We start from the raw sequence: 14762 nt of genomic DNA on the forward strand, positions 1-14762 counted from the left end.
AGTTGAGGTGTCCCGAAAGCCATGGCTTCATGTGTATTAACACGAACGAATTACACACCCTTCGGAGACACAAACATGCACGCCAACAACATCGCCTTCGGTATCGAATTCGAAACGACCTTGCCCTCGAACGACACAACGCCGATCGGCGGATACCACAACGGAACGCAGGTCCCTTGGCTGCCGACGGGATGGAAAGCCGAACGCGACAGCAGCATTCGAACGCTCGCCCCCAACCGCAAAGGATGCGAATTCGTATCGCCGAAACTTCGCGGCTACCAAGGGCTCCGCCAAGTAGAAGACGCCCTCGACAAAATCAACGAACACGGCGCACGGGTAAACTACTCTTGCGGCGTACACGTCACGATCGAATTCAACGGCGACGCCGCGGCCCTTTCCCGCCTGATCAGCTTGGTCGGAAACCACGAACGAGCCATCTACGCATCGACGGGAACGAAACGACGCGAACGAACCAACTGGGCCAAAACGGTCAAAGCCTACGGCAACAAAGACGAAGCCAAACGACGCTGCGAATCGGACCGCTACCACCTTTTGAACCTGACACACTTGGCTCGCGGCCGAAACCGAATCGAATTCCGGGCCTTCGCCGGTACGACCAACAAGGCCAAGGCTCTCGGCTACATTCAAATGTGCATCGGCTTGGTAGAGCTCGCCTTGAATACAAAACGCTGCAGCGGATGGGACTACGCGAAAAAACCTGGAACCAAGAGCTGCTGGGATCGCCCCGGCGCGGGCGAAGGCGAAACGGAACTGAACCGGCTCTTCTACCGGCTCGGCTGGACCAAGGGTTGGTACAAGGGCGAACTGCGAAACAAACGGTTCGGCGAACTTTCGGCCGCCGACCAAACCTGCGACTGGAAGGCAACCAAAAGGAAACTTTTGGAAATGGCCCGTAAGTATGACCGGGCGGCTTAACGGCCGGCTCCCCGCCCGATTGACGCCGCGAACTAGATCGCGGCGTCTCTTCGTTTCTAGTGGGAACTTTGGGCAACGTGGGGGCGAAACGGCATAGGTAAGTAATAGAAGGCCACTGTTATCGCTTGCTACACACGGTGCGTTCGTGGGCCACGTCGGCGAGATCCAGAAACAATGAAAAAGACTGCAGATTCCTCTCGAAACTAGCTTGAGATAATCCGACATCCATGGCTCATGTGTGGACATACGAAACGCATTTACTTTCACCCAAACGGAGAACCAAACATGACGCTTGAAACCCTGATCAACCTGTTGACCGAATACGCAGAAGAACACGGCGGCGACGCCGAGATACGGTTGATGACGCAGGAGAACTGGCCGTTCGAGAACCACATCGCTGGTGTTACCAGCGGCATCGAAATGAACCAGGCCAGCGAAGACGACCCCAGCGAGTACTTCGACGACCAAGACGTTGCCGAGGACAACACGATCTACATCGTGGAAGGGGGCCAGATCTGCTACGGCAGCAAACGGGCTTGGGAGACATGCCGCGATTGCTAATCGCGGCCAGCGAAAGTGAGTTTGGGAAACCATTAGAAACTTTCCCGAACTCCGCTTGCTTGTTCTGAAACCGCATGGCTCATGTATGTCAACACAAACGCATTTCCTCTTTCCAACAACGGAGACCCAACTATGGCAAAGAACACCGCTCGAGTCGAAGACGCTTACACCACCGCGCATGTCCGGGCATTGACCTTGCTCGAAGACCTTCACCAACTCGTCGAAGACATGCCGGCCCCCGATGCCGACCATCCCATCAATTGGGAACACGTCGGATCGCTGCAGCACCTTTGCGAACGGCTCAAGGAATTGAAGGATTTCGTTGCTCCAGCCGGCGAATAGATTCCCACCCGCAACCTTTCGGCCGCGCTCGCCAACGCGGCCGTTTCTCGTTGAATCGCCGCCGATGTTAGCCCGAGTTACGCGAGGTTGCCAACAAACGGCAAACCATGCCGACATCTTTTTCCGGCCCACAAACGCGAACGTCGGCGGCGTTTGGAAACATCGAAAAAGACTGCGAATTATTCCCAGGCTTCGCTTGCTGTGTTGCGAAATGCATGGCTCATGTGTTTTAACGCCAAACGGCAAAACGAGTTCAAACCCTTTTATACGAGAGACAAAACCATGTCCATGAACGAAGCCCAAAAGACCAAAGTCGCCGCCCTTCGCACCGAGATTCGAAAGCTCGACCCGGAGACCTACCAAGAGATTCGCCAGTCGTACTACAAGATTGCCGACGAGCTTCGCCCCTTGGTCGACGCCCTCGAAAAGGCCGACGCGGACCTGGGACCGAACGGCCCGCTTTTGGAAGAGCACTACATCTTTTGCGAGATGCTCGACCGGCTCAACAAGAGCCTCTTGGGCGCGGTTGTGTAACCCGCACGCAGCGAGGCAAACGCCGCGGACGGAACCGCGGCACGACTCGCAAGAACGAAAGCCGAAACGCAAACGGGCGTTGTCGCGGGTGGTTCCCGCGGCCTGACGATGGCAGCCATCCACGAACGAAACCCAAACGGAGAACGAACGATGAAGAAGGCAGACGTAAAGATTGGCGGCGAATACTTCGCAACGGTCACCAACAAAAAGGTGACGGTGCGTATTGAAGCAGAAAACCATAATGGAGGCTGGGACGCCACGAATCTTTCGACGGGAAAGAAGGTGCGAATCAAAACGGCCGGTCGGTTGCACGGTTTGGCGCGAGCCACTGTGACGCCGGCAACCGAAACGCCCGCAAGCGAAACGCGGGCACGAAAACGCGTCGAGAAGAAAACGAACGATAACGCCGGTGGCGAAAAGAAGCTCTCTTGCGTCAAAGCCGCGTTGAAGGTTCTGACCGACAGCGGCGAACCGATGAACTCGCAAGAGATGATTACCGCGATGGTCGACGCCGGACTGTGGGAAAGCCCTGGCGGTAAGACTCCGCACGCCACGCTGTACTCGGCGATCCTCCGCGACATGAAACGCGGCGATGAAAGCCGCTTCGTTAAAACGGAACGAGGCCGGTTCACGGCGAGAGCATAGGACGAAGCCATGAAGTTTATTTGCGACGTCCGCCAGGTCAACGACTTGGCCGAAGGAGAAACCGCAGCGCCCGAACCCGACATGGGTTACGAACTGCGGTCGATTGCCGGCTACAACTTTGAAGCCGGTTTGGTGGAATACTTGGTCCGCCACGGAGACGTGATCTTTGCGAGGACAATAGCCGGCGAAGAGTTCGCGATCACGGGCAGGAACGCCCATGTTTTGGTGCCGCTCGGCTTCTAGTCCGAACATCGCCGACAACGCCCGACGTTCAAAACGTGCGGGCGTTTCGTCGTGACTGGCGTAACAACGCGGCGCACCCGAGCGACGCCACACGCGGCAACGTCGCGGGCAATCGTATTCCGACGACAAACATGTTGAAGTTTTGGAATGTTTCGAAGACTTCGCTTGATGTGTTGGCAAATCCATGGCTCATGTGTGGTTGTACGAACGACTTTTCAAACAACACGAACGGAGAAACGAAATGACGAAAGTGCAAACCTTGAATGCGCGGCCAATCGAACCGGCTGCGGCTTACGAAAACGCTCATCAGATTTCACGCGACCTGCTGCAACACATCGAGTTGCAACTCGACCGAATGATTCGGCCGGACAACAAGGCCTTGCGATGGACGCACGTGCGAGCGTTGAACTTGGTCAACGCTCAACTTTCGGAAGTGGCCGCTTTGGTCGACGAAACCAACAACGCTCGTAACTAGGAACCGAAACGATGCAAAACAATCTCAAGGCGGGTGACCGCGTACGCTTAATTTCGATGACCGATGATTTCGACCCGATTCCCGCCGGAACGCCCGGAACGGTCGTCGGTGTCTATCCTCACGGCGACTGGACGCAGGTCGATGTCGATTGGGACACAGACCGGTCACTGATGCTTTCCATTCCACCGGACCAAGTGGCAATCGTTGCCACCGAGGCCGACAAAACGAACTAAGGAGCAACATCCATGTCCACACGTGCGACCATTGCTGTCCGCCGCGCTGACGGATTCTACGACGCGGTTTACCTTCACTACGACGGATATCCTGACCACACTGGAGCAATACTGATGCAACACTTTGCAAACCAAACCGAGGCCCAGACACTCGTCCGCGGCGGCGATCTTCGTTGCCTACAACGAGAGACCGGCGAACCGGAGTACTTTGCTGACGGTAATCCGACCGCGATGATGCCAACCATCGCGGCACTGATCGAATTCGCAAGGAACTGTGGTGCCAAGTACGTTTATGTCTTTGAAGACGGAACTTGGTCCTGCAAGGAATTCTAGTAGGCGACCTCAGCGCATATTCTCCTCACGCTTGCCGACGGGGATCGGTGATTCGCCGGTCCGTTCCAATATCGCTGGTTTGCCGGTGAATCGTTGGTAGCGGTCGACGATCACGTCACAGTACGGCGGATCGAGTTCCATCAAGAACGCCTTGCGTCCGGTTTGCTCCGCGCCGATCAATGTTGATCCGCTGCCGCCGAACAAGTCAAGCACATTGTCGCCCCTGCGAGACGAATACTGCATTGCCTTCACAGCGAGTTCCGCCGGTTTGCCGGTCAGGTGTTCCAATTGTTGTGGCGGAATCTTTTTGATGTGCCAAAGATCGGTCGCGTTGTTTGGGCCGAAGTACTTGTGGCCCGCCCCTTCACGCCATCCGTAGAATGCCCATTCGTGGGCACCCATGAAATCCTTTCTCGTCATGACCGGGTGCATCTTGTCCCAGATGATGGCTTGCGAAAAATACAAGCCGTTTGATGACAACACGGGTGGATAGTTTGCGATGTTCGAAAAGCCTCCCCAGATATAGAAGCATCGGCCGGGTTCCAAAACGCGAGCGATGTTGCCGAACCAGGCTTTCAACAGCCGATCGAACTCCTCGTCCGAAACAAAGTCGTTGGCCAGTGGTCGGTCCTTGGCACGCATCTTCTTGGGACCGTCTTTGGTCTTGCCCTTGCCAGCTTCGAAGGAACTGTTGCCGGCCGCGATTGCGTTCTTGCTACGAGGTTCAACCTTCACGTTGTACGGCGGGTCTGTATTGCACAATTGAATCGTCGCGCCATTCAAAAGCCGGTCCAGGTCTTCGACGCTGGTCGAGTCACCACACATCAAACGGTGATCGCCGAGGATCCAAATGTCGTCACGTTGAGTGATAGCGTCGTCGGGCGGCTCAGGGACATCATCGGGATCGGTCAATCCTTGGCCGACACCGGGATCAAGCAGCATCGACAGTTCGTCGGCATCGAAACCGAGCAGTTCACAATTGAAACCTGCGTCTTGCAACGCTCCCATTTCGAGTGGAAGTAGATCAAAATCCCATTCGGCGTTCTCGCCAGTACGATTGTCGGCGATCCGGTAGGCGCGGACCGCGTCGGGTTCCATGTCCCGTGCGACGTGAACCGGGACATCGGTCAACCCGATTTTCTTGGCGGCTTTGAACCGGGTGTGACCAACGATGATGACGCCGTCGGTGTCAACGACGATCGGCTGGCGGAAACCGAACTCATTGATGCTCTGAACGACCGCGTCAACGGCATCGTCATTCAAACGCGGATTATTCTCGTAAGGCTTGATTCGATCAAGCGACCACATTTCGACCTGCATAGCAGTGTCCTTTTCCAGAGGTGAAGAAACGGAAAAGGGGTCGTTTGGTGGTTGGCTAAATGGGTGGTTGGTTAGGTCATTTTTTGAAACACCGATTACAGATCGGCGACTTACTTTTCGTTTGCCGGCGGTTGCTCTTCGCGGACATCACCGAACTCGAGCGAGAATGGATCGAGCTCAACGACTTTGCCGTCTCGCCACACGACGATTGGCGTGTTGTGTTGGCGGGCGCGAAGCAGCACATCGTTGGTCGACGGCTCCATCGCCGCATTTGCTTTTACATAATCTCTGGCGTGTCGTAGTGAATCACAAAAGTCGTTCCGAAACAACTCGACAACACCAGCCATTACTGCACAAAACTCTCAGCGTTCTGAATCACAAATCGTCGCAACAGAACTTCAACACTCTCAATGGCTGCATAGTATTTCGAGTCGAATTTGTCGAAAGCCTCCTCGTTGTTTGCGTAGACGGAAGCAAGTTGTTCATGTCGCTCGTCTCGGTTGCGGAATGGCTTCTCTTCCCCGAATAAGCTCAATACGCCATTGAAAATTGCTAGCCGCTCGGTAAATCCCATAGCCTTCAACCCGTCTTGCGCAACCGCCCAGTTGCTGCCCGCGGAGTTGAAAAAGTACTGAGAATGTCCTCCGTTATTAACCTCTGCATCCAGCCAAAACACTGCGAGGTACATTTGCTGGTCTTTGTTGAGAGACTCCCAGCCGCCAGATTTCTCTTTTTCCCAGATCCGTTCTTCAAAGTTTTGCAGGCCATGGCTGGCGATCAACCCGCGAGCCGCGCCCTCGGACACCTTGTCGTCGGGGTGATTGCTAAATTCCTCGAGGAGAGCGGCATCCTCGGCCATTTTGTGTACACCGAGCAATGCGAGCGACTCACCCAGAGCGTAGTTGTTGGGATACTTCATCTCTCGGCCGGCGTAGGTCTGGATCAACGACTTGACCCTATCTCGCCCAATTTCCAGATCGAACTGATTGATCACTCGCAGGATTTCGTGGAGATACCTTCGATTGTCATTCAAAATTTCGTCCGAAAGAAGGAACGACGCAGCACGGGCTGAGTCAAGTTGCGTCAGGATGCGAGCGGCATCTTCGACGTTTTGATCTCGTCGAACCAGAGACTCAAGGAATGGCAGAGCACCTGTGGAGACAGTCGGTGAAAGCTCATTCGCTTCGATCGCTCTTTTCATCCCCATCAAGGCATAAGAGCGGACATATTCGTCCTTGTCTTCAATCGCTCGTTCGACGGCGGGCAACGATTCCGGCAAGCCTGTTTCGGCGATTGCCAAAACACAGTTCTTACGAATTTCGTCGGACTCGTGAGAAAGAAATGGCCGAAGCAACGGGATAGCCTGCACAGGCATGTTGCCGTCGAATAACTCACAGATGCGCATGACGGGAGCCTCCTCCAGAAGATCTCCCTGCTGCAGCTTTGCCAGCTGCCCTTGCTTCGACTCGTCAGCCAAAATTGACATCAGCGCGTCATTTGTCCGAGGCGATAGAGATCTGAGGACTCGGCCGAGTTCCCAAAGTTCTCGTGGTGACTCAGGGGCGAAAACATATCTCTCCACATTGCTGCGAATTTCCTCGACGCTCCATGAGTTTGCCAGCTCTGCGGTTGCGTCGGTCTCTTCATGCCCGGCGATCATATCATTCCAGAGCTCCGGGTTCTTCACAAACTCCCTGAACCCCGGTGACTTTTCCGTTTGGCCGGCGCGAGTCCTGGCGAAATGTCGAATTGCGAGACCAAAAGCAAAAAGAATGATGACGACAATTAAAAACTTGGCCACGTTTTGTTTCCCTCTTTACGGATCTGATCATCTGCGTTGCGAACACTTACGTCGGACGTAATTGAAGTCCGACGCGAAGGTAAGATCAGCGGCATTCTACCAATAATTCTCGTTCGGACAATCAAAACTAACTGTGCCTAATAAGGCTGCTGTTCCGGTAGCCCCCACAAGAAGTGTTTGGCCGCGGAGGACCCACTCATTTTCTTCGCTCCAACGCGCGCCCCGATTTACTCGCCGCCACCGTGCCAACGACGCGCCGCCCCGGGCGTATATATATACGCCCGGGGGCGGCACGTCAGAACGCGCTGACGGCGACGCGTCGCCCACTGGGGGCGGCACGTTAAAACGCGCCGCCGGGGCGCGCGTTAAAACCCGGGGCGGCACGTTAAGCATCGTTTGTATTTCCGTTTTGGGAGACCAGTTTGTATCCGGTAAACTTGCTTCGACCCTTTTGACACTGGCACGTTTCTACTACTCCTTCATCGATCAGAATCTCCAATGCTTCCTTGGCTGTACGGTCTCGCATACAGACGTTTGCACTAATTCCACGAAGGGATTCCCCCATTGGGAAAGTGCTGAGTGACTCAACAATCTGTTGTTTCCTGCGATCAAATTTTGACTGTTTCCGTCGTTCTTGTTTTTCTTCCGATACCAAGTCACCGGCCTGCTCACGGAGTTCGTACGCATCACTCGCCTCCAGCACGCTCACGTCCCAACGACGTCCGCCGGGGTCGTCACGCGTTCCCTCTTGTACATCAACGCCCCACAAACCGCTGTGGCCGGCCGAGCCACCCACACTCATCCATAGTTCGTGATGGCCGCCACGTCCGGGATCGTATTTGACGCGTCTGTTAAGCAAGATCCATTGACGGACGAACTCTTGAAAGCCAGCCCACGCGATGTTTTCCAGTTCCGCTGGTTCGTATGGGTCGGCAATGCTCTTCTTGAGGTGGTGACACAGGATCGGCGTGCAGCCGGTCTCTTGCGCCAATTCGCCGATAGATTTGAGCAGACCGCCCACGATGAACAGGTTGCCGGCGTCGTTGCCCAGTCCGAGCATCATCAAATAGGTCGGATCGAGGATCAACACGTCAAGTGCGTGGTCCTCAATCACGCGTTTCATTGCGTCGATGTGTTCTTGGTTGGTCAGTTGCGGAACGTCAAAACACCATACAGCTCCGTCGCAATCTGCCAAACGGAGCTGCTTGGCACGCGCGACTCGGCGTGCGGTTTCCTGAATCGTTGCCGCACCGGACTCGCCTGACATCACGCCGACGCGTCGGGCTAGATTGACATCGAATTTACCAAGAAACGGTGTCGCTTCGGCGAGCGATAACGCTAGGTCGACGCTGATATTGGTTTTGAGCGTTTTCTTTGGGCCGGCGATCATCGACGGTTGTCCTCGGACGAGGATTCCGTTGATGAGGTATTCCATATCGTACTGCGACGCGTCGAGATCGCGACTGGAGACGATGTTGAACAGTTTCTCTTCGGCAGCCCGGCGATCTTGCTCGAAGTGATTCTCGATCGTAGCGACATTGATTTGATCAGGCTCGTACCGAGCAACGCTGGCCGCGATCCGATCGACCTCATCGCGATCCATTGGCGGAACGCAGCGAACTCGATTCGTTTCCTGAATGGCGGCAGCGATTTCGTCGACCGACATTCCGGCTCGCCGCATCGTGCCGCCCAGTCGGGCTAGTGTGCCGTTGCGTTGGCCGGCGGGGATTCGGTTGCCGCCGACCTCGGTCGTGGTGACACGATCGGATGAGTTGCCGTCGGATAGACGATTGAGATCATCGACCAACCACTGCGGCGGCAACGGCAGATCTTCCGGACCGACGTCGAGTTCCATTGTCGGTGCCCAGCGGTACCGCCCACCGCCTTTGAGGACCGACGGCGGAACAACGACGTAACCGCCATCGACTTTAATGTCGACGAACTTGGCAAGCTCGCTGTTCCAGTTCTTCCACGCGACGCCTTCGGGACGGCGAAAGAAGTATTGCCGGCCGCCTCGTGCGGTTAACGACAACGGTGCAACGGCGAGGTCCATCGACCGCTCGGGATCTTCGAGCAACCAATGGCTACCGACGTCAACGTCAAGCACGAAGATGCCATTGGTCGAAACGCCGATGTTGGCCGAAGGCGATTTTCGCCACCAATCCTCGATGGTATCCAGGTCGTTCGTCGCGTCGTTGCATCCATGCGGCGTGATCGGTTGCTTGGTGCCTGACGCGCAAGGAAATACCGCGTAGCCGAGATCGGCCAGCGTGAGCGCGGCGTCGTGAAGTTTGGAGAGAGTTGCTTGGAAAGTCAAAACGGAACCTCGTCATCGTAGTCATCCATGCCGGCGAGACACGCATCCGGTTTGTCGGTTAGCCTGGCGTCGATGATCCGATCGAATTTTTCGCCAGCGATACTTCGAATCGTGATCTCTTCAGGAAATGCGAGTGCGCCGCGGGTTGCCAACGAAACCGCTTCGGCCGAGCTGTCGGGCACCGGTTCATTGGATCGCTCTCGCCACCACCAAACCGCTTTGGTGCGAGCGAACCCAGTGTGCTCAAAACAGACGTACTCGCGGTGATGAAAGTTGATTCCGATGACATACTCAACGCACATCGACTTCGGATCGTCCTCTTCGGCGTCGCGTTTGGTGTGAACGCTGTAGAGTACGTCTTGGACCTCGTGCGTTTGCTCGGTGATGTCCTCCGACAACACCGCTGCCGAGGCAGGCCGATTGGCGTGACTGATCACACGGGGTTCCGCAATAACCGGGAATTCATGGTTGCAGGATGGACATTCCCGTTTGGCGACCGCGACGATGGCGCCACATTGCGGACACTCTTTGGCTTTGGGCCGATCATCTCGCTGCGGCGTCGGTGGTGCGATACAGTCCACCGGACCATGACGCATCACGTTGCCGGCAAAGTCCAAAATCAAGCAATCTTCTTTGCCGGGATACAATCGAAAGCCGCGGCCTATCATTTGGTAGTAAAGTCCAGGCGACATCGTGGGACGCAGAAGCGCAACACAGTCGATTGTGGGGGCATCAAAGCCTGTGGTCAGAACACCGACGTTGACGAGGTACTTGCATCGCTGGTTGCGAAAGTCGTCAAGCGTTTGATCTCGTTTGTCTTGTCTGGTTTCGCCAGTCACAACTTCGCACTCTTTACCTCGCTGCTTCAAAGCGAGAGCGATCGAATGAGCATGGTCGACGCCCGCAGCAAAGATCAAACATGAGTTTCGATCGATGGTTGCCGCGATGATCTCGTCACACGCGGATTCCACCATCGGTTCAGTGTTCATTAACGCTTCGGTCTCGCCAGCAACAAATTCACCACCGCGAACCTTCAATGAAGAGGTGTCAGCTTTCTGTTTGGCTGCCTTAGCGGTTGGACGGCAGAGGTAACCATCGCGAATAAGGTCCATCACGCCGACTTCATAAGCGATCTCGTGCAACGGACCGCTTGCGTCACAGATCGAACCGCTGTCCAGTCGATACGGCGTCGCGGTGAACCCGACAACACGCAAGTTCGGATTGATTCGCTTGGTATCGGCCAGAAACCGTCGATACATGCCGGTGCCTTCTTTGGGCACCAGATGACATTCGTCGACCAGGACCAAATCAAAGTGCCCCAGTTCTTCGGCTCGATGATGCACGGACTGGATGCCGGCAATGACGACATCGCCATTGGTTTGGCGTTTGCCGAGGCCGGCCGAAAAGACACCAAAGTGGACGCTCGGGCAAACCGCGGTCAACTTCTCAGCAGCTTGTTGCAAAAGTTCCTTGACGTGAGCCAGGATCAAGACGCGGCCTTGCCAGAGATTGACCGCGTCGTCACAGATCGTCGCGATCGTAGGCGTTTTGCCGCCAGCGGTCGGAATGACAACGACCGCAAACTGTTGCAGATACTTTTCGATCCAGATTTTCCGGTGGTCGAAGTTTTTGCCGGACACTTGGTCATTTCCCATCAGGAAACAGCGTCGGCAGGTCCGATTGTACAGATGGGCGATAACGACCTCTTGCGGATCAAACACCTCGCTACGTGCCAACCGAACCATCACACACCTCCCGAGAGAAAAGCATCAGCAGAATCACCAGGAATCGTATACCTCGGTTAGGGAAAAGGCAAATCCACCAAAATCATGCTCTGTCCCTGGGTGTTACCTGGGTGTTATGAATCCACCAAAATCATGCTCTGTCCCTGGGTGTTTTGTGAATCCACCAAAATCATGCTCTGTCCCTGGGTGTTTTGCTGTCCCTGGGTGTTTTGCCTGGGTGTTTTGTTGGCCCTGGCGGTCGGCCAGGACACGAAAATCCTCAATCCAGACAAACCTCATACTAGCTTCACGCTCGATCGTCGGGAGATAAGGCCCGATGACCTATCGCAGCTTTTAGCCCACGAAAACACACTCGACCAACAGCGCAATCGCCACGCCAACAAATGACGAACCATCGCATGCACACGAAGCGGCGGAGGTCCGTTTTCACAAATGGTTGCCGTGCCCCCGCCGCCCGGTGATGCGTGCCGTTTCCCAACCGAAATCCGCTTACCTCGTTTCTGCCAATTAGGTTGCTCTCGATGACAAGACCCAACGTTGTATTCGCCTTCGATACGATCGAAATGGCGTTCGAATACGCAAACTTCGACGATCGCTCCAACGATGCGTATCTTGATCGTCATACGGGAAACTCGCTCTACTTCTCGATGCTGGGTGATTCCGACGACGAACCCGACGATTTCGACGACACGGCTCGCTATGTTGCCATACCCGACACACGCGATTTTGGTCTTGGCTCGCAGCTCGCCATTCAATTCGCATCCGAAACTGCACCATCGTTGCTCGATGATGTTCGCGACGCTTTTCGTGGACGCGGTGGTTTTCGCCGCTTCAAGGATTTGCTCGATCGGAATGACCTGCTCGAGTCTTGGCACCAATACGAGGCTGAGCATGAACGAACTGCGATCCTGCAATGGTGCGCCGATAACGACATTCGCTATACAAGGGACGATTCGGACGGCGGATAACCAAACGTTCCTGAACGAATTGAGCGATTCGGAGAAAGTTATGATGTTTCTCTGCTTCTTAAGTTTCGATCCGCCGGCGACATTCGCCGCAACAGCTCCAGTTGAATCGCCTCGGCTTCGACGGAGGTATCGGTCGTGTAGGGTTGCATGGGCGTCATTTGTCATTACCCGGCTTTTCTCTGTTTCTCTGCGGAGAAATTTCCGCAAATGGCTGGCTGGCCACCCCCTCAATTGAAAATGGCTCAAAACCCCAGCGATTTGCCACGTTAATCCTTTTCGAATCCGATTCGACCCCAGGGAGTCGGACATTCGTTAACCCGGAGCGACAGAGAAACGAAGAAGTCAAGAAATCGGGCCAAATCACCCCGATCCCATAACCTGGAGGTCGTCGGGTTATCTCGGCTTGCCAAGAAACGAAGAACGGATTGATCCGAGACACCACGACGAAACACCGCGATTTACTGGGTAAAAAAGCAAAAAGGCCGGCATGCTGAGCATGCCGACCTTTAATTTACTTCCGGGTCCGAGACGTGTTTGAACGTCCAGAGAAGTTGCGTGGGCCAGACGGTTCGCAGATCTGGCGGGATGTCTCGGCATTCGGGTTATGGGAAGAACGTCGGTTAGCGAATAACCCAGCGGGAAGTTGCATGTTTGGGCTCTGGGTTATGTCGCGTCGTACCACTGGTGAATGTCATTCAGGCTATCGTCGAAGTCGCCTGGTTGGCGGTAAGCGGTGAAGACGAACGATTGGTCACGGGTCATCGCGGTAGCCTGCTTCGAAGTAGATTCGGGCCGCTTCTTGATAGGGCGGTTGCCATCCAAGTTCCTCTAGCAAATCTCGCCTCTTCTTCAGGTACCATTTTGCTTGAATTACCCCCTGATGCGATTCAAGCAATTCCAAGGCCCGACCTCTTTTACTTGATCGCCGCAAAATCCGATCCTCCAAAAGAATGAACTCCGGACGAACGCCTTTTGTCTGATCCAGCAACCTCTGGTAAGCCTCCAAGAGTCGTTTCTGATACTGAACTGGTTCTGAAATCGGCCATCGCTCTCTCACGCTCGGTAGTTCTCGATAAGCCAACGCTCGGCCGAGTCGGTATCGAGTGAAGGCAAGCACCCATGCTGTTGGTGCGGGCAATTGCTGGGATTCAACAGGAAGCTTGTTGGACAGCCACTCTTCCAGTTGGCTTGCTGACGCGATGATCCTGCGGAGGTTTTCCTTCCGAGAATCGTCTGTATCAATCGCCAACAATTCTGTCTGGGACGAGATCATCCGCTGCCAAACCTGCGGTTCGATTCCTGGTGGCCCTTCTAACTCGCCCAGCGACGGTTCCTCGACCAAGGCTGGTTCGGCGGGTGCTTGTGTCGGCGCCGATAGCATCTGTCCAGGTTCCCATTGCTGAAGCCAAGACCGTCTCGCAACGTATTCGAGCCGATCCTCGCTTGATTGAGCATCTTGAATTTTCGTGGCAATTTCCTTCAACTTTTGGTTCCGCCAGCTTTCCGCATCGATTTCATTCGGATCCGCTTTTGCCGAACTGATCGCCAACGCTGATAAGAGCAGCGTCGAGAGCCACGGCCACCCAGACCGTCTGCCAATGGTTGTTTGAAAAGTTTGCATTTGGTGACTGATTTTTGAAAAAGGAGCTGTGAATGAGTGGGACGGTTCGCCGCCGTCATCGCCAACAATCATCGAGACGTTCGATACGCTGACCCCAACCGCGACGTAAACATTGTCACCTTGCGGATTGGGCTGCGACGCCCGGCAATTGATTATTAGAAATGGACATGGTATTCGTCTATTTCCAGATGATCCCTGCCGACCACAAGGCTCCGAACACGATACCATCTATAAACCAAAAACCCTATTGCATCGAGCAGCAAACGCGACAGAATACGCTCGGGAAGAACGACGGGATTCTGCAAGGCTGGGTCGATGAAAAACTTGTCTTCGAGAAGAACGATGTGCGGATGCGCGACGCGGATACTCTTAAGATCGAAACCGCCTGGCTGAACCTCTACTACGGCGGCACCTGGACTGCTAAGTTCGACTACCACGTCTATATGACCGGCCTAGCAATTCGTCGATTTGGTAGAATGCCTGCTGCAACACGATCATTGTGAGAAACCGCTGAACCACAACTTACAATTTAGTGTCAAATCGCTGCTTGCACTGGTCGGGCATGGAGCCGGATCACCGCATTTTTGACTATGTCAAACAACTCAAATTGGCCCAAGCAACCGTGGCTAACGGATCAGAATCTTGAACGAAAACCTAATCTACTCCGTTGGCACTCAGGTCGTGGCCC

18 protein-coding genes and 1 other RNA gene are annotated in these 14762 nt (G+C 54.8%); 12 read left to right on the forward strand and 7 right to left on the reverse strand.

Annotation, left to right across the window (positions count from 1 at the left end):
- Positions 1–75: 75 nt before the first annotated feature.
- The 3 genes from Q31b_RS16680 to Q31b_RS16690 all read left to right on the forward strand — a co-directional run bounded on the left by Q31b_RS16680 (position 76) and on the right by Q31b_RS16690 (position 1839).
- Positions 76–936 carry an amidoligase family protein gene (locus Q31b_RS16680; RefSeq protein ID WP_197171691.1) on the forward strand — a complete coding sequence of 287 codons (861 nt, stop codon included), beginning with the start codon at positions 76–78 and terminating at the stop codon, positions 934–936.
- 285 nt (positions 937–1221) lie between these two features.
- Entirely contained in the window at positions 1222–1497 is a 276-nt protein-coding gene (locus Q31b_RS16685) for a hypothetical protein (protein ID WP_146600786.1), read from the forward strand.
- Between the two features lie 132 nt (positions 1498–1629).
- The gene (locus Q31b_RS16690; protein WP_146600787.1) at positions 1630–1839 is read left to right on the forward strand and encodes a hypothetical protein; all 210 of its coding nucleotides are present in this window, start codon (positions 1630–1632) and stop codon (positions 1837–1839) included.
- Positions 1840–1906: 67 nt separating this feature from the next.
- Here Q31b_RS16690 and Q31b_RS28385 read toward each other — a convergent pair whose 3' ends face one another.
- Positions 1907–2056, reverse strand: a complete 150-nt coding sequence (locus Q31b_RS28385) for a hypothetical protein (RefSeq protein WP_197171693.1) — start codon at positions 2054–2056, stop codon at positions 1907–1909.
- Positions 2057–2121: 65 nt separating this feature from the next.
- Between Q31b_RS28385 and Q31b_RS16695 the strand changes: the two genes are divergently transcribed.
- The 7 genes from Q31b_RS16695 (at position 2122) to Q31b_RS16725 (ending at position 4302) form a co-directional block, all read left to right on the forward strand.
- Positions 2122–2373 (forward strand): hypothetical protein, encoded by a 252-nt coding sequence (locus Q31b_RS16695; RefSeq protein WP_146600788.1) that lies wholly within the window; start codon positions 2122–2124, stop codon positions 2371–2373.
- Positions 2374–2432: 59 nt separating this feature from the next.
- An RNA gene (locus Q31b_RS16700) (hammerhead ribozyme type II) lies at positions 2433–2494 on the forward strand.
- A 29-nt stretch (positions 2495–2523) separates the two neighbouring features.
- Entirely contained in the window at positions 2524–3018 is a 495-nt protein-coding gene (locus tag Q31b_RS16705) for a winged helix-turn-helix domain-containing protein (RefSeq protein ID WP_197171695.1), read from the forward strand.
- 9 nt (positions 3019–3027) lie between these two features.
- Positions 3028–3261 carry a hypothetical protein gene (locus tag Q31b_RS16710; protein WP_146600790.1) on the forward strand — a complete coding sequence of 78 codons (234 nt, stop codon included), beginning with the start codon at positions 3028–3030 and terminating at the stop codon, positions 3259–3261.
- Positions 3262–3502: 241 nt separating this feature from the next.
- Entirely contained in the window at positions 3503–3736 is a 234-nt protein-coding gene (locus tag Q31b_RS16715; RefSeq protein WP_146600791.1) for a hypothetical protein, read from the forward strand.
- An 11-nt stretch (positions 3737–3747) separates the two neighbouring features.
- Positions 3748–3969 (forward strand): DUF4314 domain-containing protein, encoded by a 222-nt coding sequence (locus tag Q31b_RS16720; RefSeq protein ID WP_146600792.1) that lies wholly within the window; start codon positions 3748–3750, stop codon positions 3967–3969.
- A 12-nt stretch (positions 3970–3981) separates the two neighbouring features.
- Positions 3982–4302 carry a hypothetical protein gene (locus Q31b_RS16725; RefSeq protein WP_146600793.1) on the forward strand — a complete coding sequence of 107 codons (321 nt, stop codon included), beginning with the start codon at positions 3982–3984 and terminating at the stop codon, positions 4300–4302.
- 9 nt (positions 4303–4311) lie between these two features.
- Here the strand turns inward: Q31b_RS16725 and Q31b_RS16730 are convergent, their stop codons facing one another.
- From Q31b_RS16730 to Q31b_RS16750, 5 genes are all read right to left on the reverse strand, one after another.
- Positions 4312–5622, reverse strand: coding sequence for a DNA modification methylase (locus tag Q31b_RS16730; protein WP_146600794.1), 1311 nt, complete (start codon positions 5620–5622; stop codon positions 4312–4314).
- Between the two features lie 110 nt (positions 5623–5732).
- Positions 5733–5969, reverse strand: a complete 237-nt coding sequence (locus Q31b_RS16735; RefSeq protein WP_146600795.1) for a hypothetical protein — start codon at positions 5967–5969, stop codon at positions 5733–5735.
- The gene (locus Q31b_RS16740) at positions 5969–7423 is read right to left on the reverse strand and encodes a DMP19 family protein (RefSeq protein ID WP_146600796.1); all 1455 of its coding nucleotides are present in this window, start codon (positions 7421–7423) and stop codon (positions 5969–5971) included. Before Q31b_RS16740 ends, Q31b_RS16735 begins: the two co-directional genes overlap by 1 nt.
- Positions 7424–7808: 385 nt before the next feature.
- Positions 7809–9740, reverse strand: a complete 1932-nt coding sequence (locus Q31b_RS16745; RefSeq protein WP_146600797.1) for a bifunctional DNA primase/polymerase — start codon at positions 9738–9740, stop codon at positions 7809–7811.
- Entirely contained in the window at positions 9737–11485 is a 1749-nt protein-coding gene (locus tag Q31b_RS16750; protein WP_146600798.1) for a DEAD/DEAH box helicase, read from the reverse strand. The genes Q31b_RS16745 and Q31b_RS16750 overlap by 4 nt, the downstream gene beginning before the upstream one ends.
- A 521-nt stretch (positions 11486–12006) precedes the next feature.
- Between Q31b_RS16750 and Q31b_RS16755 the strand changes: the two genes are divergently transcribed.
- Positions 12007–12453: a UPF0158 family protein gene (locus Q31b_RS16755; protein WP_146600799.1), complete on the forward strand. Its 447-nt coding sequence runs from the start codon at positions 12007–12009 to the stop codon at positions 12451–12453.
- 751 nt (positions 12454–13204) lie between these two features.
- On the opposite strand, the gene Q31b_RS16760 is transcribed toward Q31b_RS16755, so the two are convergent.
- Complete coding sequence (locus Q31b_RS16760; protein WP_146600800.1) at positions 13205–14074, reverse strand: hypothetical protein; 870 nt, start codon at positions 14072–14074, stop codon at positions 13205–13207.
- A 167-nt stretch (positions 14075–14241) separates the two neighbouring features.
- On the opposite strand from Q31b_RS16760, the gene Q31b_RS16765 reads away from it, so the two are divergent.
- A complete protein-coding gene (locus Q31b_RS16765) occupies positions 14242–14577 on the forward strand; it encodes a polysaccharide lyase (RefSeq protein WP_146600801.1) in 336 nt (111 codons plus the stop codon).
- The last annotated feature ends 185 nt before the right edge of the window (positions 14578–14762 follow it).

This window comes from Novipirellula aureliae (genome assembly GCF_007860185.1).
In the GTDB taxonomy this organism is placed as follows: domain Bacteria; phylum Planctomycetota; class Planctomycetia; order Pirellulales; family Pirellulaceae; genus Novipirellula_A; species Novipirellula_A aureliae.